20 protein-coding genes are annotated in these 17,581 nt (G+C 46.3%); 1 reads left to right on the top strand and 19 read right to left on the bottom strand.

Annotated features, from left to right (window positions below; translation table 11 throughout):
* Positions 1-487: 487 nt before the first annotated feature.
* The 8 genes from DP091_RS07605 to DP091_RS07565 form a co-directional block, all read right to left on the bottom strand.
* A complete protein-coding gene (locus DP091_RS07605; RefSeq protein WP_113057757.1) occupies positions 488-919 on the bottom strand; it encodes a SpoIIAA family protein in 432 nt (143 codons plus the stop codon).
* Positions 920-1,010: 91 nt separating this feature from the next.
* Complete coding sequence (locus tag DP091_RS07600) at positions 1,011-1,700, bottom strand: stalk domain-containing protein (RefSeq protein ID WP_113057756.1); 690 nt, start codon at positions 1,698-1,700, stop codon at positions 1,011-1,013.
* A 69-nt stretch (positions 1,701-1,769) separates the two neighbouring features.
* Positions 1,770-2,978 (bottom strand): WD40 repeat domain-containing protein, encoded by a 1,209-nt coding sequence (locus DP091_RS07595; protein ID WP_113057755.1) that lies wholly within the window; start codon positions 2,976-2,978, stop codon positions 1,770-1,772.
* A gap of 180 nt (positions 2,979-3,158) precedes the next feature.
* Positions 3,159-4,694 carry a sensor histidine kinase gene (locus DP091_RS07590; RefSeq protein WP_113057754.1) on the bottom strand — a complete coding sequence of 512 codons (1,536 nt, stop codon included), beginning with the start codon at positions 4,692-4,694 and terminating at the stop codon, positions 3,159-3,161.
* A complete protein-coding gene (locus DP091_RS07585) occupies positions 4,691-5,386 on the bottom strand; it encodes a response regulator transcription factor (protein WP_113057753.1) in 696 nt (231 codons plus the stop codon). The genes DP091_RS07590 and DP091_RS07585 overlap by 4 nt, the downstream gene beginning before the upstream one ends.
* Positions 5,387-5,897: 511 nt before the next feature.
* Entirely contained in the window at positions 5,898-6,779 is an 882-nt protein-coding gene (locus DP091_RS07575; RefSeq protein ID WP_113057786.1) for a class I SAM-dependent methyltransferase, read from the bottom strand.
* 5 nt (positions 6,780-6,784) lie between these two features.
* Positions 6,785-7,330, bottom strand: coding sequence for a GrpB family protein (locus DP091_RS07570; protein ID WP_113057751.1), 546 nt, complete (start codon positions 7,328-7,330; stop codon positions 6,785-6,787).
* 43 nt (positions 7,331-7,373) lie between these two features.
* Positions 7,374-7,853: an NUDIX hydrolase gene (locus tag DP091_RS07565; RefSeq protein WP_113057750.1), complete on the bottom strand. Its 480-nt coding sequence runs from the start codon at positions 7,851-7,853 to the stop codon at positions 7,374-7,376.
* 269 nt (positions 7,854-8,122) lie between these two features.
* On the opposite strand from DP091_RS07565, the gene DP091_RS07560 reads away from it, so the two are divergent.
* Positions 8,123-8,626: a VOC family protein gene (locus DP091_RS07560; RefSeq protein ID WP_113057749.1), complete on the top strand. Its 504-nt coding sequence runs from the start codon at positions 8,123-8,125 to the stop codon at positions 8,624-8,626.
* Between the two features lie 31 nt (positions 8,627-8,657).
* Here the strand turns inward: DP091_RS07560 and DP091_RS07555 are convergent, their stop codons facing one another.
* The 11 genes from DP091_RS07555 to DP091_RS31280 all read right to left on the bottom strand — a co-directional run bounded on the left by DP091_RS07555 (position 8,658) and on the right by DP091_RS31280 (position 17,561).
* Positions 8,658-9,125 (bottom strand): GNAT family N-acetyltransferase, encoded by a 468-nt coding sequence (locus DP091_RS07555; protein ID WP_113057748.1) that lies wholly within the window; start codon positions 9,123-9,125, stop codon positions 8,658-8,660.
* A gap of 75 nt (positions 9,126-9,200) precedes the next feature.
* Positions 9,201-10,013, bottom strand: coding sequence for a class I SAM-dependent methyltransferase (locus DP091_RS07550; protein WP_113057747.1), 813 nt, complete (start codon positions 10,011-10,013; stop codon positions 9,201-9,203).
* Between the two features lie 303 nt (positions 10,014-10,316).
* Complete coding sequence (locus DP091_RS07540) at positions 10,317-11,090, bottom strand: transglutaminase domain-containing protein (RefSeq protein WP_113057746.1); 774 nt, start codon at positions 11,088-11,090, stop codon at positions 10,317-10,319.
* A gap of 247 nt (positions 11,091-11,337) precedes the next feature.
* Positions 11,338-11,706 carry a hypothetical protein gene (locus DP091_RS07535; protein ID WP_113057745.1) on the bottom strand — a complete coding sequence of 123 codons (369 nt, stop codon included), beginning with the start codon at positions 11,704-11,706 and terminating at the stop codon, positions 11,338-11,340.
* Positions 11,707-11,735: 29 nt separating this feature from the next.
* Complete coding sequence (locus DP091_RS07530) at positions 11,736-12,404, bottom strand: ATP-binding cassette domain-containing protein (protein WP_113057744.1); 669 nt, start codon at positions 12,402-12,404, stop codon at positions 11,736-11,738.
* Positions 12,405-12,418: 14 nt separating this feature from the next.
* Positions 12,419-13,804: an ABC transporter permease gene (locus tag DP091_RS07525; protein WP_113057743.1), complete on the bottom strand. Its 1,386-nt coding sequence runs from the start codon at positions 13,802-13,804 to the stop codon at positions 12,419-12,421.
* A gap of 85 nt (positions 13,805-13,889) precedes the next feature.
* On the bottom strand, positions 13,890-14,978 hold the full coding sequence (locus DP091_RS07520; protein ID WP_181469749.1) for a sensor histidine kinase: 1,089 nt from the start codon (positions 14,976-14,978) through the stop codon (positions 13,890-13,892).
* A gap of 5 nt (positions 14,979-14,983) precedes the next feature.
* Entirely contained in the window at positions 14,984-15,652 is a 669-nt protein-coding gene (locus tag DP091_RS07515; protein ID WP_113057741.1) for a response regulator transcription factor, read from the bottom strand.
* Between the two features lie 421 nt (positions 15,653-16,073).
* Positions 16,074-16,619: an NUDIX hydrolase gene (locus DP091_RS07510; RefSeq protein ID WP_113057740.1), complete on the bottom strand. Its 546-nt coding sequence runs from the start codon at positions 16,617-16,619 to the stop codon at positions 16,074-16,076.
* 85 nt (positions 16,620-16,704) lie between these two features.
* Positions 16,705-17,277 carry a hypothetical protein gene (locus tag DP091_RS07505; RefSeq protein WP_113057739.1) on the bottom strand — a complete coding sequence of 191 codons (573 nt, stop codon included), beginning with the start codon at positions 17,275-17,277 and terminating at the stop codon, positions 16,705-16,707.
* Between the two features lie 131 nt (positions 17,278-17,408).
* Positions 17,409-17,561, bottom strand: a complete 153-nt coding sequence (locus DP091_RS31280) for a hypothetical protein (protein WP_181469748.1) — start codon at positions 17,559-17,561, stop codon at positions 17,409-17,411.
* Between the last annotated feature and the right edge of the window lie 20 nt (positions 17,562-17,581).

The following is a 17,581-nucleotide window of genomic DNA, read 5'->3' as shown; positions in this document are numbered from 1 at the left end:
TTACTGTGCACACTTCATAGCAGATTATCATTTAATATACTGACTCTACTATAGTAAAAGAGGTGATTCAAATGGGTCGTGTCCGTGCTGTTCCAGAGCCGGATTTAGTATTAATCAGCTGGTCAAGAAACCCTCTCGTTGCGGGTTCCCCGCGTAGAATCGTTGCTGCTCGTGTCATTGGCAATGCTTCTCCTTGCCGAGCTGATTTGACGCCGAATGCATTGCTAAGAACTGCCTTAGCCTGTTTGCTGGATCATGATGTAGGTTTCAAAATCGTATTTCGCCAAAGAACATCCAGCATTAGCGGTTACCTGTTATTGCAGCGTAATTAATGGATTTTAGAAGGAGCGGCGATCATGCTGCTTCTTTTTTAGCTCTTTTGATAAATATTGTTAAAAGTTTGCAAGCAAGCCAATCTCGCCACAACGTAAAGCTGTGAGCATAAGAAAAACCAGTTGCTAGTGAGCAACTGGTTCAACATAAATACTTAACTTGGATAGTTGTTTAACCAATTGAGTGCTTGTTCATAATCATCAAAAAATTTAACGGATTCTTTGGTGTTGGATTGCTGCAGGTAATTCATGATCTCCCCTTCTTCAAGAAGAAACGCAATGGCCTTGCTTTGATTCAGGATAGTGTCATTAAAGAACTTTTCTTTCCATACTTTTTGAACGGAGAAGTGGTTTGGAGTATATCCTTTTCTATCCACCAACAATTTGTATTTCAGTCCCTTACCAATAAACTGCTGACATGAATTTTCAAAACCATTAAACCATTCAATAACATCATCCGTGTTTATCTTCCCTATCAGATGAGTAACAATTAAATCCCCATTAACATCCGTACTGATATTCTTTTCATTCAAAGTGGAATCATCTCCCTTAGTTTCTATTATGCGTAAACTCCCAATAAAATCAATGCAAAACTAAAACTTATTCTTACATATACTAGAATTGGATTGCCCAGGAAATATCGAGGCTCCCATATCTCTATCTCTTTTATTTCTATATTTATTTCAATTGGGCAACACTTACAGCAACCTTCTCCAGCTGTGCTCTACTTAAGGAATGCTCCGGTGAGCTGATTGTCACAAAACGATCATCGATCTGAAAGCCCAGCATGTCCGTATCATCCGGTGTATACCATTTCGCTTTAACCCCATTGGACAACGTAACCGATTTGCTGTCATATCCATGAGAATAGTCTCTTGGGGAGATATATACCGTCATGTGTTTGAATAACATGTTAACGCCATCTTCCGATGCGCCTGTCTTTTGGTACATATCGTTTTTTTCCATCTGAGTTGGAGCATACGGTGTTTGAAAACCATCAAATTTGGCGAATGCGCTTTTGATTTCTTTTCGCTCGGCATCACTGTATTTCACGTTGGTCAGCTCGGTCGTCTGACCGTTTCCAGGATTACTTCCGATCAGCACCAGGTTATTCTTCGCATCGTACTGCACGGGTACATCCAGCACATCGGCCATCGCGCGAACCGGCAGGTATGTCGTATTCTGATACGTGATCGGAGTCAATGTTTTGCCTGTGTTATATACGACTCCATCCACTTTGATACCGATGCTGTGATTCAGGTAAGCCGAGATTTTCTCCAAGTTGGCTCCCGCATAGACACCTGCTGCTCCCGTTAACGTCATTCCCAGCACGGCAACCGCCACGATTGTTTTTTTCAACGGTTTCATTTCATCCATTCCCCTCGTTGTCTCACCAACCTTCCAAGTCGATGAGTCATAGTATGAAGCTCGATATCTTTATTTAAAATCGATGACATACGTCGCAATCAACGCTTCTTTATCGTCAATCGTAATTCCCAGTCTTTTTCCAGATGGACTCCAAGTCAGCGGGTAGACCGGATGGGCCGCAGGATGCACCGCCGAATAATAGGGCGCCATCCAGCTTACTTTTCCTGAAGCCGTATCAAATACATACACTCCGTTCATCCCGCTTTCATTCTCCGAATATACATCAAAAGCTAGTCTGGCAGAATCCGGCGACCAAGACGGGTAAGAAATCAGATTTCCTTTTCCGATAAGGGATCCTTGCAGGCTGCCGGCTGCGTCATAGATCAGTAAATTGCTCCCTGAGGTCCCTTCCGTGTTGGTCGCTGTGGAGACGGCAATGTACTCTCCATCCGGCGAGATGGTGAAGCTCCATACATTTTCAATAAGCTGTACCGGCTTCGATTGCCCCGGTTCAACGACCTTCAGCACCTGGTTTACATCGATATAATAGATCCGGCCTTTACTCGCCCCGAACTGGTTGTAGACTTCAACATCCTCATCCTCAATAGCTATGGTTGTATAAGTGCCGTCCGTCGAAATGAGACGAATATCGCCTTTGCCGCTCATGGAGCCTGCTGCAAGAACATAGGTGTCTGTATCCAGCCACCCTCCGATCTCCATGTAATTGTCGCCCTTAACCGGTATGCTCTTGCCTGTACTAAGATCCTTCAGGAAATTATCAGCCTTATACATATCCCTCCATTTCTGAATAAAACTATATTTACCGTCCGGCGAGATTTCTTCTTTGACAAGATGTTCGCCTGGATGCGACTCTTCATGATTCGTGAGCTCACGCCGCTCACCTGTACTTACGTTCACTGCTTCGGAGGAATAAGCATATTGCGGTTCTTCCGTTTCGGTCGCTTCCTTGATCAGCTTGGTTGTAAGCACCTTGACCTCATTCTCCGACAGCCATGTCTCAATGTTCGACGAGGCGATCCGGTGCGTCTGATTCACAACCACTTCCTGACCGGATGGACCACTCGCTCCTTCTACAACCGTAAGTTTGCGCTCTCCCGATGCCGTCTCTCCAGCATTCGATACAGGGGGCTGGCCGGTTTGATTGTTGCCTGGCTCCACGATCGTCATCCGATCCTGGGATTGGCAAGCCGTCAGGGCTGCAGCAATAACAACAGCAGACATCAACTTGAACCCATACTTCCCTACTCTGTTTCTCATAACAGGTTCCTCCCAATGGCATATCCCCCAAGGCGCTTCGGCAGCAGCACAGAATGTATCTTGGCATGCCGCCTATTTCCCTGTTGAACTCAGTATAGAATGTGAATATCTCGATACGATATCGAGCTTGTAACGAACTTGTAAACAAACAGGTACCCTCGAAAAAAGAAAGTCCAGACCTTATTCCAAGTCTGAACTTTCTTCTGTGGAAATAACCTCTGAGGATTGTGGCCGATTTAGCGGCAATGCAATCACAAACGTAGAACCGCCGGGACCCGATTCCGCAAGCTGAACGGAGCCGTGCTGTTTCTCTGCCAGATTGCGTACCAGGGATAACCCTAGTCCCGTTCCTCCGTGAACCCTGGAACGGTCGCTGCTCACCGTATAAAACGGATCAAAGATCCGTTCTCTGGCATCATCCGGTATTCCGATTCCGGTATCGCTTACCTTAATGATCATACGATCTTGGCCATAAGGATCCTGATCCACTTCGTTCGAGAGCGTAACGCTCCCTCCGGGCCTGTTATATTTAATGGCGTTATCCAGCAGATTCAGAACCATATGCATCAGATTCTCCGGATCAGCCCATACCTTACCACCCATTAAGGATGATTGAATCGTAATGTCAGATTGCTCTGCCTTAGCCTCTAACCGGGCTGCCGCCTCTTCCAGAATCGGCATGAGATCTACGTGTTCCGCATGGGTTTCGAATTCATAAATATCCATGGACGATAACTGAAGCGCCTTTTCTACCAGGCGGTATAGACGCTGTGCTTCCTTGCCGATCTGTCCTCTGGCTTCCTCCAGCAGGGCGGGATCATCGCGATACATTTCAAGCAGATCCGCATAAGCCAATATAGAGGTCAGCGGCGTTTTCAACTCATGGCTGATATTCCCGATAAACTGCTTCTGCTGCTGTTCCAGCTCTTGCAGTCTTTCGATGGCATCCAGCAGCTTCTGCTTCTCCTCCGTGAGCTGGCTCACCGATGAGGAAATTCGCCCGCTCATTTCATATATGCCTTGCGCAAGCTCGCCGAGCTCATCCCTTCGCTTCACCGTCGGCTCGCAAAGGTAGACGCCTTCACCGATCCTCTGCGCAGCCTGGTTCAGCCTGCTGATGACATGCACTTGCCGCCAGACATACAGAAAACCGATCAGGAAGCCGGCGGCCAGCACCGCAAGGCCCGTCACGATAAACAAGTTCTGGATCCGGTCATAAAAAGCGTGCTGCTCAGCCAGGGAGGCGTGGAATTGAATCGTTCCAATCGGCTCCTCCATATGCCGAAGCGGAGCAAGATAGAGCAGCTGGTCACCCTCGGTTATATAGGCGGAACGTCCTTGCGCCGTATAAGCAAGCGCGTCTTGTACATCCATCTTCGGCTGGAACGGCAGGGAAGTCCCTGTGAATGTACCATCCAGCTTATACAGCGTCACCGGCATACCGCTCTGGGTTCCAAGATCGACGGCCAGCCGTTGACCGACATTTTCCATAAATTCATCCGGCTTCATCTCAGGATTCGTCAGTAATTCCTGATGAATTCTGAGATTGGCTGCTTCGGCTTCCTGTGCGAAGGATTGCTCCAGGCGCACCCGCTGATCCTCCCGTATCCCGGCAAGAACCAACGTGCTTAGAACAACCACAACGGCGATCAGCAGCAAAGCGAGTAGCAGCGCGACTTTCCACTTTAAGCCGAAACGCACCTTTCCTATGCTCATGATGGAATCTCCGTGCTTTTATATCCAATCCCATAAACGGTCTGGATCACTTCGTGCTGGTTCCCCAGCTTCTTGCGCAATCGCTGGACGTGAATATCTACCGTACGCGTGCCGCCGGCAAAATCCATATCCCATACCTGTTCAAGCAAGGCCTCGCGCGAATATACCCGTTCCGGATTCCGGGCCAGGAGAGCCATGAGGTCAAATTCCTTCGGCGTGAGCTCAAGGGGCTTGCCTTCAGCGTGAATGGTGCGATTTAACAGATTAATGGTAAGCCCGGATATCCGGATGACATGCTGTTCCGGGACTTGCTGCCCAGCGGCCTCAGGCGTGCGGCTTCTTCGGGACAAAGCCTTCACTCTGGCAATCATCTCCCGCATATCAAAGGGCTTTGTCATATAATCATCCGCACCAAGCTCCAGTCCGAGCACCTTATCCACAATATCGTCCTTCACCGTCAACAGCAGAATGGCCGGGCGCTGCCGGTCCCCGAGCTTGCGACAGACATCGTACCCACTAAGCTTCGGCATCATGACGTCCAGCACCATCACGTCGGGATCAAAAGACTCCACACTTTCCAGCGCTTCCTGCCCATCTCCAGCCGTCTCCACCGTATATCCTTCCCTCCGCAGCGCATAGGCAACTGCACTTGAGATACTGATCTCATCATCCACTACAAGTACCTTGGTCATCGCAGATACGACTCCTTTACTGGCCGATTACAACATTTACTAGTGCAATGATGGTACCGTATCCGGCATCATAATTCAACCAGGAGTGGTTGTAGCACGCTTCAACGGAAAAAGAGAACCCATAGGTTCTCTTTAGTTGTACTCCGCTTATTTTTCGAAAATGTACATGGCTCCATTCCGGGGTTGTACAAATCCCTTTCCATGTGGTAATGAAGCTTTAGATTTCCCAAAGGATGAATCGATTGAACCTCAATCTCTCTTAACCGATTCGTTGCGATGATAGGGCCTGGATATATCGTTTCTGCCGTCTGAATGGCCCTAGGTAAATCACTGGATATGCAGACAGTCCACTCCGAATAATCATAGTCCAGGTCGGATTGTTCTATTTCAGCGTTGTTGTAAGCTTCGACCCAAGCATTGAACTGATCGGACGTCATCCATTTCCTATCCCATTTATGTATAACTTTAAAATGTCTTACCAATCCAATTTTCATAGGGCTCCTTAAGCAGTTTATTCTCGACCAACCGTGCCAAATGAGATCTTCATATTCGGTGCATAAGTCAACCACGAGTCGCTATTAAACACCTGGAACAACTTGAGTTCAGCGGCATATTGGGCTTGGGCTTCTTCCACTGATAAACCTCTCTGTACCATCTGCTCCACTACCTTAACCGGATCCTCCAGTTCCTGCCCAATGCCTTCTTCCTTCAAGGACTGAAAAAGCCGAACCTTCTCAGCAGCATCCATATTCTGATCTAAAAAATTCACTTTATCACTGACTCGGCATTCCACATTCCGTAATCCCAGCTGACTTAGAAGAATAGGGAGCCTCATGCCGATATTTCCGTCTTTTCCGCTATCTTTGGCGCTCGTTTCATACAATTTCTGTAATATGCCTAGACGGACGACTTCAGAATGCTGAATTCCATCGAAGCCATAATTAGCCGTATTAGCAATCCAATGAGGCTCAAAACAAATGACTCGTCCGCCGTCCAGTACACTATCCATCATTTTCTGAAGAATCTCCCGAGGTCTTGCCATATGTAATAAAAATGCATGGCAGATCGCAGCGTCATACTGACGTTCCACAAACATATCCTCAATATCTCTTTGAATGAATTCAGTAGAATAGGGTAGCTTTTCATACACTTCTCTTGCTTCCATAATCAAATCCTTGCCTTTATCTATCCCTGTATAGGTTGAACCTTCGGGTAATAACGGGAGAAGCTTTAATCCTAGATACCCATAACCACAACCGTAATCCACAATGTTAATGGGAGTACTCATTTTCCAGACATTCTTAACAAGAAACTCCAGATAATCATCGTTATAGTATAGCCCTCTTGTATTCCTCAGATATTCGATTGTAGAATCCCAGTAATATTCGGACATCATCTTTAATTCCTTTCCGCATCAAGTTCCTCGACTAAATCTGTATCCTGCCTTACCTTTCGGATCACTTCACGAATGAAATCAGCCTTGCCGCTGGTATAGGCCACGCGGTCATGTTTGAACTGGCTTTCCAGAACTTTTTTTAAGGAATAATACTGATCCCGTGTGTCCGGATGGTTCTTTAAATACTCTCTGAATAAAATCTGGTCGTTCCACTGTTGGCCTTGATACTTGTAAACATGAAGATGATGTGTCCCCGCCCGCCATTGCCCTCTTCGAAAGAAAAGCCGCTCCGGGAACTCCGGTTTAAACACATATTCATACCCGATTCTGGCCAGATTCTCTATATATTGTTCATTTATTAGCGCTAAACTCAAAACACCAGCCATCATATCAATGGTCGGTTTCGATCCTAATCCCGTAATTGCCGTACTCCCGATATGTTCGATGTGTACGTCGAGTCCCTTCAGAGCCAACCTAATTTTATCTTGTTCCCGTTCAAACTCATTCTTCCAGTCCGGATTGTACGGGGTGACAATGACTTCTTCCATGCGAATATTCCTTTCGATCCATTATCAGACCATTTCGTAGTTCTTAGATATTCCGTCTCAACTTAATTTCAAACTCCGGCTTCGTAATATATTCCATATAGACGACCTCTCGATTAAAATCCAAATAAGCCTGAAATCGCGTACGAATGGCCGGGGCCGTAATCAATTGAAGCACTTCATCCTTAGGGATCCAACGACTGTCCGTCGTTTCGTCCGAGATCCCCAGCTCGCCGCCCATAGGCTTACACGCAAAATCCATCATCACTTTCGTTGGAACCACGGCAACTCCGCTGTGTCCCGGATAGGTTGATGTATTGGAATAGACTCCGATCAGGTGGGAAACGATGGTATCCATGCCGCTCTCCTCTTTGATTTCTCTAATCAAAGCCTCCATCAGATTCTCTCCGGCTTCCACCTGCCCGCCTGGAAAAACCCAGCCGCTCCGCCCCTTCACCAATAGAATCTCATCGCGTTCATTCTCAACTATGCCGCCGACAGCGACGATATGTGTTGGCATCAACATGATAACAGCCTCCTATAGATAAGATATACTTCCGCTTTCACAGGTCCTTAGATTCGTTATAATTCACAACACTTCCGGCTGCACAATTCTTGTCGATGATACGTAACAGATGCTGCTCCATCTCTCAGACGTCCCTCTCACGATCCCATGCACGTCTAATGTGAAATGACGTCCACTGAATAAATCGCAATTGGAAAGAAATCATGGTAAGAAGGATATGGTACGATTGCATTACATTCTATTACCTTTGTGATGAAGGAGTTGGAATTATGAAGAATAGAGTCCAGAAGATTTCGCCAAACTTGTGGTTTGATCACCAAGCCGAGGAAGCAGCCCAGCATTACGTCTCTATTTTTAAAAATTCACAGATCGAGCGCATCACGCGCTACGGTGCAGAAAAAAATGACAACCATACATTTGCCGAAGGTGCAATAATGACTGTGGAATTCCTGCTGGAAGGCCAACATTTTGTTGCCCTAAATGGCGGTCCGCATTTTACCTTCAATGAAGCCGTTTCATTTATTGTGCATTGCGAAACCCAAGAAGAATTGGATTATTATTGGGAGAAGCTGTCTGAGGGCGGCGACGAGAAAGCCCAAGTATGCGGTTGGCTGAAGGACAAGTTCGGTGTATCGTGGCAGGTCGTCCCGGCTAACTTAAGCGAAATGATAACCGACTCCGATCCGGCAAAATCCGTACGCGTCATGAAGGCTTTACTCCAGACGAAATCAAAAATCGATATGCAGACGTTACAGCAAGCCTACGAGGGGTAGGAAGGCTGCCTTCACGGCGGTCTTTTTTACACTATAGGATCGAGGCATGGCAGCCATGATTACATCCAAACCCAAGTTCATGCGTGATCCGTACGTCACCCTTCACTTCTTTAAAACCCAGCTTCATATAAAAATCAGCTGCTTTGGGGTTGTCCGTTCTTAACACAAGTTTACTGTAATAATTACTCGCCTTATGAATTACCGCTTCGACCAGCCTTCTCCCGGCACCATGACTCCGAAATTCCTTTAACACATACAATCTGCGGATCCTGCCTATGCTTCCGTTAGAATGCGGATCACGATTCAACCCGCAAATGCCGATCACTCTATGACCAACCCGACATTCAAACAAGGCTTCATCTTCATGCTGAAACCTGTTGCTGCCCTCATTATAATCATTCACTAGCCTATGGATATTCCTGAATCCTTCTCTCTTGCTTTCAGTCAAGAGCTCAGCTATGTCTATTGCACCCAGGTCATCAACTTCTTGTACGATCATCTCTATCCCCCTGACTCATTCGACTAGTACTCAAAAAAAGTATAAAGTACCCCAACCACTCGTATTTATAATTCCTTATCGTTTCTGCCCAATATACAATAAATGAGATGAGACTCCCAAAATGCTGGGGTCCTCCGCTTCCTGATAGATCAGTTTCATTACTTCCTGGAATTCATCTTCCCCACGGGACCGCCAATAATCGAACTGCTCCTCCTTGAAGGAGCCTGCTATGCTTGACGAGCCTATCAATTTAATCGTCTTGAAGCCATGCGATTCCATGAACGGCTTGATATCCTCTAAGTTGTAATAATACGCACCGGTAAATCGTCCTTCATCGCTATGGTTGAATATCCCGGTCCTAACAAATTCCTTAATGCTGCTGATCGTATCATTCGGTTTCCAATGTTCCGGAAATGATAATGATGTCATCAGATGCCGAATTCGGGTCATGAATGCCACAAATACGTAGCCACCCGCTTGTGTAACGCGATACAATTCCCGGACGGCCGCAGACCGATCTTGTTCTGTCTGTAAATGGTACAGCGGTCCCATCATCAGTGCGGCGTCAAACAGCTCATCCTGAAACAGGCTAAGATCGTTGGCATTGGCACGGTGAAATCCTTTGAACTGGCCGGTTAACTTGAGTTCCTCAGCTTTAGCAGCCGCAATCTCGACTAATCTTGGCGTAAGGTCGGTTAAGGTCACATCGTAACCGTTCTTCGCTAATTCCATCGAATACTTCCCAGGTCCCGCTCCGTTATCCAGCACGTGACCTTTCTCAGGCAGCATACTCAAGATATGATGCAGATTGACGATAAATTCAATGGGCTCCCTATCCAAGCGCCCCCATTCATCGAAGGCATTATAATAATCGATCACTTTGTTCAACTGAGTCACTCCTTCATTTACGAGCATCTTATAGCGCTAAAACGTGCTATTCCCAAAGCCTGTGTTCCTATTCCACATGATGCATCCAGGAGATGAATCGGACCCTCGTGTTCCACTGCGTGTAACGAACGAATAAATCGATTGAAGAAATCACCCTGCCATTGAAGCGCCTCATACCAATCCTTAAATATCAAATGATATGTGTCCGCAAGACCTTCGTAAAAATCCAAGCTGGTGTCCTTCAATACAATCCCCTCCTATGAACAAAGCATGTTTTTAGACAAGTAATGTTAATAACGGTAACTATGCCATAACCTTATTTTCTCTCGGTTTATCCATTATGGTGGATGGACGACTCCAAAAGTTTTGCGGGTTTCTACTAATTTGTACGCTTTGATGTTCAGGTATTTCTCTCATCAGTTCAATTGGAGTAAAGTGCTCCGGCAATAAGGCACAATAGTCTTTCTCCATACGAGCTTCATAATTGTATTCACTATCAACAGGACCGTAAAACCAAAACATATTTTTGGCCATATAACCTTTATAAAAAATGCTCCAGTCCGTCTCCGCCGATTCACCATTAACCCAAACGGGCTGATTGGAAGAAAGGCGTTCCCGAAATTCCTCTAAACTAAGAGGATTTCTACTATCATCGGTAAGATAGCAATTCCATGAACCATCCATGCAGACCCATTTGCTCAGCGTATTAGAATAAACAAGTGTTACCACGTGGCTATCCAAATCATATGCATCATAGGATCTGCAATGAACTCTGCGAGAATGGAACCCTAGGCTCAAGAATACTTCATTCAAGACAGTAGCAATCACATAGCAATTCATCTGGATAGGTTCTGAATCTGAAAGCCCCAAAACATGTAATGCATTAACTTGCTCCGGCGGCCTCACATTCCCATATGGAAGCCGTTCATTCACCCATTGCGTTAGATTTTTAATTTGGGATAGCTCATCTCCCGTTCCTGCTACCCGTTCCGAAAGATACTTTTCTCTCAAAAGAATCAAATCTTCGTGTGAGCTAGGTTGGTACCCATACGCTATACGCTTCTCGTCTGTCTCCATCTCGTATTCTGCTAATTGTAAGAGCTTCAGATATATTCATGAAATTCTTTCATATACCCAAACAAGAATATCGCCTCAATTCCAAATAGAAGAATTTTCCTTTCCTCTATAATAGATGATTTGTGCCCGGGAAGGAACCAAAAAGAACCTCCAATTAGGGAGGTTCTTTTTGGTTCCTTTTATTCCGGATTCACGATTGACCCAGGATCCATCCTTGGTCCTCTACTTCTCAATTTCCACACTTCTACTAATTTTGATTATTCCGGAACCACTCCTCGAAATCTTCCCCGTCCGATTCAACGGATCGATTATTGGAGGGAATAGAGCCCGCCTGCTGCCGTGCGAAGGTAACTTGGCTTGGTTGACCCGTAGCATTCTGCTGCAGCATCCAACCGAGAGTCCCGAGGATTACGGCAAACAACACATACTGTGCACTGTTCGCCATATAGAAGTTCACAATATCATACTCGCTTCCACTCACGCTGATCTGATTCTGTTCCATCATGCTGGAAATATAGCCGTGCGACTCCAACGCTGCCCAAGCCGCATACAGCGTTAGCAATCCGGCAAGAACGTACAGAATGATGCTGGAGACATGTATTTTCTTTTTGCTCATATATGTTCAGCCTTTCTATATAAACTTAGTTAAGATTTGATATAGAGCAGTTTCCCTTCCGAGAGTCCCCACACCTCGTCGGCTACCGATGTGACTTTTTTGGAATGGGTAACGATAATGACGCATTTTCCATGATCATGTGCGAGGGACATCAGAATATTCAACACTTCGGCTTCCGTATCCCGATCCAAATTCCCGGTCGGCTCATCGGCAATAAGAACATCCGGATTGTGCGACAAGGCGCGTGCAATGCCAACGCGCTGCTGCTCTCCCCCTGACAGCTTCAATATTCGACGATCTGCCGTATCCCGGTTGATCCCCACTCTTTCCAGTAGCGAATAGGCAAACGCCTTTTTGTCCTTTTCCTTACTGCCGCTTATATTCATGGACAGCACAATGTTCTCGACGGCCGTCGCCGTAGTGAGCAGATTAAAGCTTTGAAAAATAACGCCGATGCTTTTCGCTCGATAATAGTCGCGGTCGAGCGACTTCAGACTATCTCCTTTATACAAGATCTCCCCGTTCGCACATACGTCCAGGCCAGACAGGAGAGACAGCAAGGTGGATTTGCCAGAACCGGATTTTCCTACAATGGTATACACTTTACTGCTCTCAAACGCCACATTGACGTTTTTCAGTACAAGCTGTTTTGCACCTTCATAGCGATACGATACATTTTGCAAGGCCAATACACTCATATTTCATGCGCCCCCTAGTTCCGTTCCATCAAAATTTTGATGGGTTCGTATTTCGTAATTCGGCTGATGCTCATCATGCTGGAGACCGCTGCTAACAGCAGCGCTATAAGTGCAATTTGTAAAAGGGTATCCATCCCCAGCCCGACATCGATTTGGCTGATCGGCGGGGCTGTTACGTTACTCATATTGCTCTGTCCCCCGACCATCAGAAATTTACCGGGTCCGCTTGCGGATTTTGCCTGTTCCGCTGCTTCGATCTGATTCTGCAGAATGGTGTTGGCCGTAGGCTGCGACAGCGCACTTCCAATGACCAGCCCGACAACAAGGCAGACGGCCGTAATCATAAGCGCCTCGCTTATGAGTCCTGCAGCGACTTTGCCTTTTTTCATCCCCATCGCCCGTAGAACCCCGATCTCATATTTCCGCTCCCTGATCGTGATGGAAGACAACAGCGCAAGGATAATCGAACCCAGAATAATCACAACAATCATAAATGTTAAGAAGATTCCCTTCATCGCTTCGACCGGGCCAACAACCTTGGCATAACTCTCCTCATCGGTGCTTACCGTATAGGAAGCAGGAAGCCCTTTGTCACGCAGCTCCTTTTCGAACTCAGGCAATAGATCCGGACTCTTCATGAAATAAGTGGCCTGAATGTTGACTGCACTTGCTGACGATGGATCATCCCCCATTACCGTATCAAAACTCGTCAAGATTTCGTTGCGGCGGTTCATAAAACTCATCTCCATCGGCATGTCCCCGTATTCTGCCGTGGAGTCCAGATAGATTCCGGTAACGGTCAATGTATACGGATCGCCCTCGCCCATCACGCTGTTCACCTCAATCGTATCCCCGACCGAGATATCGTTCAGCTCTGCAAACTCCTTGCTCACGATACTTTCATTGGGCTCCTTATAGATTTCGCCTTCCGTGATGGATCTCTGTCCGTCCGAGAATTCGGCAAGGTTCTCCAGGTTAGAGTTTCCCACAAGTTTCATCGTAGGATTGGCTTTGGATGCTCCCCCCGGCCCTTGAAGCTTGATATTCCCACCCTTTGGCTCCTTGTCCTGGTCCACCGCTTTGACGTTGTCACTTACACTCGGCACAATGGCAGAGAAGGTGCTCTGGCGCAAATATTCTGAATTGGCAAACTCCAAATACTGCTCCGACGTGACTTTTTCATAATCCGCTCCCTTGCTGTACATTTGTTCCAGATCGGGAGCCAAGCTGACTTTGGAGCCAAACTGTGTTTTATAGTCGTCAATGATCCTGCCTGACGTGTTGTTGATAATCAGCGAAATGACGGTCGCAACGATGATGACCAGGACGATGATTCCCATCAGCAGGTTTCGTCCCTTGTTTCGGCCGATGTTTTTCATGGCATGTTGAAAGATGTACATGGTTATCCTCCCTTTTGTTATTGGCCTAAGATGCAGCGAAGGGTTCACTGCCACCCTGGACAATCCCATTCTAATGAATGCCATGTTAATCTAATGTTAAGGCTTCCGGGAATATCATATAAAAGGTAGTGCCTCTAGCGCCTCTATTCTCTACCCAGCACAATCCGTCGCAGAGCTCGCACACATGGCGTACCAGACTCAGTCCGATGCCGTAGCCGTCTTTCTTGAGTTTGCCGACCCGATACTGGTAATCGAACAGCTTCTCCTGCTCCGCTTCGTCAATGCCTTCTCCTCCATCGGAGACCGCTATAATCACGCTTCCCTTCCTGTTGCAGACCGACACATGGATTTCACTGTTCCCGCCATACTTCACCGCATTGGACACCAGATTGGTGACAGCCCGGCTTATCCAGAGCTCCCGCCCGATTACGGTGTTGTTGGCATCGTCATCAAAATCAAAATGGATGTTCGGGTGCAGCCTCCGATATTCGTCACATACATTAGCACACAGAAGGGCTGTATCGACTAATTCCATGGTCGTATTTTCTTTGGAGGCACTCAATGTCAAAATATCGTCGAGGCTATCCGTAACCTTATCCACCTCTTCCGTCAGCTCCCCATGGTCTGAAAGCTGCAATTTGGCTCGGAGCAAGGAAAGGATATTCTTCTGCTCATGCGTCACGTAAGCGCTAAGCCGGACGTAATCCAGGGTGTAGGCTTCGAATTTACTCTTAATCTCCTGATAAGCCTTAACAATGGCAGGATGCTGCTCCATGATGATATGTTCCTCGTCCATGCTGCTTAACTGCTTGGCTAATAGGAGGGCCTGTTTCTCATGCTGGACCTTCAAAATTTTGGACAATACCCAGGTCCCTGTTACGAGTATGCCTACAAGACACAGAATCAAGATAGGAATATGCTGAAGCAGCGCTCCCACATAATAATCCTCCAGGTTTCTCTTGTTGATGATGGACGGCTTCAGATCGAGGAAGGACATGCCGCCAAAATCCCCGTTTTGTATGAGCATTGTCACTTTGTTCATGTTCATCATAAATAAATATGTGGGCAGATTGGACTCGGGGACCGTAATGGAGCTAATGAATAAAATGAATGCAAGAATCAGGCAGGCCGTCACCGTAAGGGAATAATACAGAAGAACTCGGCTGACTTTCATCGAGGTTATCCGCATAACTGATACCCGTTCCCTTTTATAGTGACCAGCAGCCCCTGCCCACCTTGCAGGGTTAATTTCTTGCGCAAATTCGCAATATGCACCCTTAGCACCGACGAGAACGGGTCAAAAAACTCATCGTACACATGCTCCGCAATGTCCTCGCTGGATACGATATCCGGGCTTCGGCTAGCCAAATACTCCAATATATCAAATTCCTTGGCGGACAATGCGATCTCCATTCCATCTATGTAGGCCTTCCGTGTACGGGGACAGACTCGGATGCGGCCGATATCAATCTCATTCTTCGTTCGCCCATAATAGCGGCGGATGACAGCTTGAATCCGGGCTTCAAGCTCGACAAAATCAAAAGGCTTGATGATATAATCATCGGCCCCCGTATTTAATCCCAATGCCCTCTGAACAACTTCATCCCGTGCCGTAACAATAACGATTGGCGTGTCGATATGCTGTTCCCGTAGGAAGGAGAGGATATCCATCCCGTCTTTGTCAGGCAAATTCAAATCAAGCAAAATAGCATCATACCGGTTTACAAATCCTTTATCTTCTCCTTCAAGCCCTTGGTTGGCAACATCGACATGAAACCCGCTTTTTTCAAGCCCCGCTTTCATGACATAGGATAATTCACGATCATCTTCGATTATTAGCAGACGCATCTCTTCTACCACCTCCCCATCATTATACGGTTGCCAATGTTAAATCTACGTTAAGAGGACCTTAAGAGAAACTTATTGCTGTCATAAAAAAGACCCTGGAGCATCGGCGCTCCAGAGTCTATGAGATGGCTATGAGATGGCAATGAGGGGCAACCCGAGTAAAAAACACAAGATGTATTTCATAATTATGCTGCCTGCTAGATAGTTCATGTAGATTATAATGCCGATAGGAATCCAGATCACTGCAAGCAAGTGTCCGTAAGATGAGGGGACCAACACCTTTTGAAGTAATTTGCTCATCGTGTTTTTATCTCCGTGATCGATGTATTGTAGTTCTGCTACATTTCTTCGTCCTCGCTGTACTTTAATCGTTCAATTTGCAGGGATGGGTGTAACACTTATAAGCAAAGTTCTTATGAGATTAAATTGCAATTTCCTCTCCCCGATACTGATTTAACCACGCCTCTCTGGCCGCTTCATCCGTTTCAATGGAGGAACTGATCGGAAGCGGCGTTTGTTCGACCAATTTACCGTCCTCATATGTACATCGATGATCATAGCAATTCGAATCATGTAGGATGAGTTTGAGCGAACCCGGTATATTAGCTGCAATCCCAGCATTTGCATCGTCGGTTATCCAGCTCACGGGTTTCCAATCCAATATTCCTTCAGCTGTCGCGATCGGTGTAGGGTAACTGTAATCCTCAGGCACCTCTGCTAGATATAAATACATACCACCCGTAATCGAGTCGTTGACGGACCAAGTCACTACGCCTTTAAAGGTTAGACTGTAGTCTTGTATATGTGTCTCTTCCTCCAGTTCACGTAACATCGAGTCTCGCGGGGTTTCATTCGCCTCCAGCTTGCCTCCCACGCCATTCCAGCAACCCATCCAAGGCGGGGAGTTACGATTCAACAATAGAACCTCATCACCGCGCCGAACAAAACAAATATTGTACTTGATCATCTGATAATGGTCCCTCCTCTGGATCGTTGCCCTTATCTTAAGCATCTGATAAAAATATAACGACCTCTCTTATGTAGATATATATCTACTGCTCCCTCGAATACAAAAGCGCTCCGCCAGACCCCAGAATAACGAAATGTCGACCAGACGGCGAAAACCCGCACTTTATTTTTCCATCCAGCCGGTTCAAATCGATCATCACGGCTTGTTTGAGATATTCATAGTTAGGGACAAACACCTGATCCAACACAACGGAAGCCCTTGGCCACCAAGGGTGAATAACTTCAAGCATCCAACCATCGTGCGTGATGTGAATCCCATCGCCAGACTCAAATCCAAAAATAGGAATGTCCTCTCCACTCTGAGGAATATGAAAACTCAAGTAGTTATCGCTAATATGATCTTCGGTTACATCAGAATCCCGGTCTCTGTAAATCAAGGTTCCCGACTTGGCTTGCGTAATACTGTATCCATTGCTGCTGATCAGAACAAGGTTCTCTTCGGCATCCCAACCACAAGCGATACATCCGGCAGCTGGAATGCTAACCTCGGCCGTCCAAGGGTGTGGAGGCTTCGTAGGTTCTTTTGCTTGTGCCTTTTGCAGCAAATCAATCTCAAACTTCGTTCTCATTTCTTTTTTGGCTTTCTTAAAATTCATAATGTAACCAGTCCCTTATTCAACCTGTCTAAATAGTCTGTTTTCATAGATAAAGTATACTCTTCTCTGAACGGTACTGCTTCTGAAATACCATTGGTTATAATATAATTTCATATTAACTACCTGTTCATTCAAGTTTTAGATTTATTATTAATCTCCATTAAATTATAGTTTAGCTCATCCAGGGAACGCTGCATGCGCTCCATTCTTCTCAACGCAGAATATTGATTGCTGATAATCCCGGCCAAGCCGACCAACAAAATGAAAACAATGAAAACAATCATGTGGCTGCATCCTTCCATTC

The sequence above is a fragment of the Paenibacillus sp. MDMC362 genome, assembly GCF_003269305.1.
Classification (GTDB): Bacteria; Bacillota; Bacilli; order Paenibacillales; family Paenibacillaceae; genus Paenibacillus_AQ.
The sequence above is the reverse complement of the archived record's forward strand: the minus strand, read 5'-3'. Positions and strand labels throughout refer to the sequence as shown.

Excerpts from the sequence above, each read along its gene's own strand:
- DP091_RS07600 (WP_113057756.1), bottom strand. The coding sequence starts at position 1,700 with ATGAAACCGTTGAAAAAAACAATCGTGGCGGTTGCCGTGCTGGGAATG.
- DP091_RS07595 (WP_113057755.1), bottom strand. The coding sequence starts at position 2,978 with ATGAGAAACAGAGTAGGGAAGTATGGGTTCAAGTTGATGTCTGCTGTT.
- DP091_RS07590 (WP_113057754.1), bottom strand. The coding sequence starts at position 4,694 with ATGAGCATAGGAAAGGTGCGTTTCGGCTTAAAGTGGAAAGTCGCGCTG.
- DP091_RS07585 (WP_113057753.1), bottom strand. The coding sequence starts at position 5,386 with ATGACCAAGGTACTTGTAGTGGATGATGAGATCAGTATCTCAAGTGCA.
- DP091_RS07575 (WP_113057786.1), bottom strand. The coding sequence starts at position 6,779 with ATGTCCGAATATTACTGGGATTCTACAATCGAATATCTGAGGAATACA.
- DP091_RS07570 (WP_113057751.1), bottom strand. The coding sequence starts at position 7,330 with ATGGAAGAAGTCATTGTCACCCCGTACAATCCGGACTGGAAGAATGAG.
- DP091_RS07565 (WP_113057750.1), bottom strand. The coding sequence starts at position 7,853 with ATGTTGATGCCAACACATATCGTCGCTGTCGGCGGCATAGTTGAGAAT.
- DP091_RS07560 (WP_113057749.1), top strand. The coding sequence starts at position 8,123 with ATGAAGAATAGAGTCCAGAAGATTTCGCCAAACTTGTGGTTTGATCAC.
- DP091_RS07555 (WP_113057748.1), bottom strand. The coding sequence starts at position 9,125 with ATGATCGTACAAGAAGTTGATGACCTGGGTGCAATAGACATAGCTGAG.
- DP091_RS07540 (WP_113057746.1), bottom strand. The coding sequence starts at position 11,090 with ATGGAGACAGACGAGAAGCGTATAGCGTATGGGTACCAACCTAGCTCA.
- DP091_RS07535 (WP_113057745.1), bottom strand. The coding sequence starts at position 11,706 with ATGAGCAAAAAGAAAATACATGTCTCCAGCATCATTCTGTACGTTCTT.
- DP091_RS07530 (WP_113057744.1), bottom strand. The coding sequence starts at position 12,404 with ATGAGTGTATTGGCCTTGCAAAATGTATCGTATCGCTATGAAGGTGCA.
- DP091_RS07525 (WP_113057743.1), bottom strand. The coding sequence starts at position 13,804 with ATGTACATCTTTCAACATGCCATGAAAAACATCGGCCGAAACAAGGGA.
- DP091_RS07520 (WP_181469749.1), bottom strand. The coding sequence starts at position 14,978 with ATGAAAGTCAGCCGAGTTCTTCTGTATTATTCCCTTACGGTGACGGCC.
- DP091_RS07515 (WP_113057741.1), bottom strand. The coding sequence starts at position 15,652 with ATGCGTCTGCTAATAATCGAAGATGATCGTGAATTATCCTATGTCATG.
- DP091_RS07510 (WP_113057740.1), bottom strand. The coding sequence starts at position 16,619 with ATGATCAAGTACAATATTTGTTTTGTTCGGCGCGGTGATGAGGTTCTA.
- DP091_RS07505 (WP_113057739.1), bottom strand. The coding sequence starts at position 17,277 with ATGAATTTTAAGAAAGCCAAAAAAGAAATGAGAACGAAGTTTGAGATT.
- DP091_RS31280 (WP_181469748.1), bottom strand. The coding sequence starts at position 17,561 with ATGATTGTTTTCATTGTTTTCATTTTGTTGGTCGGCTTGGCCGGGATT.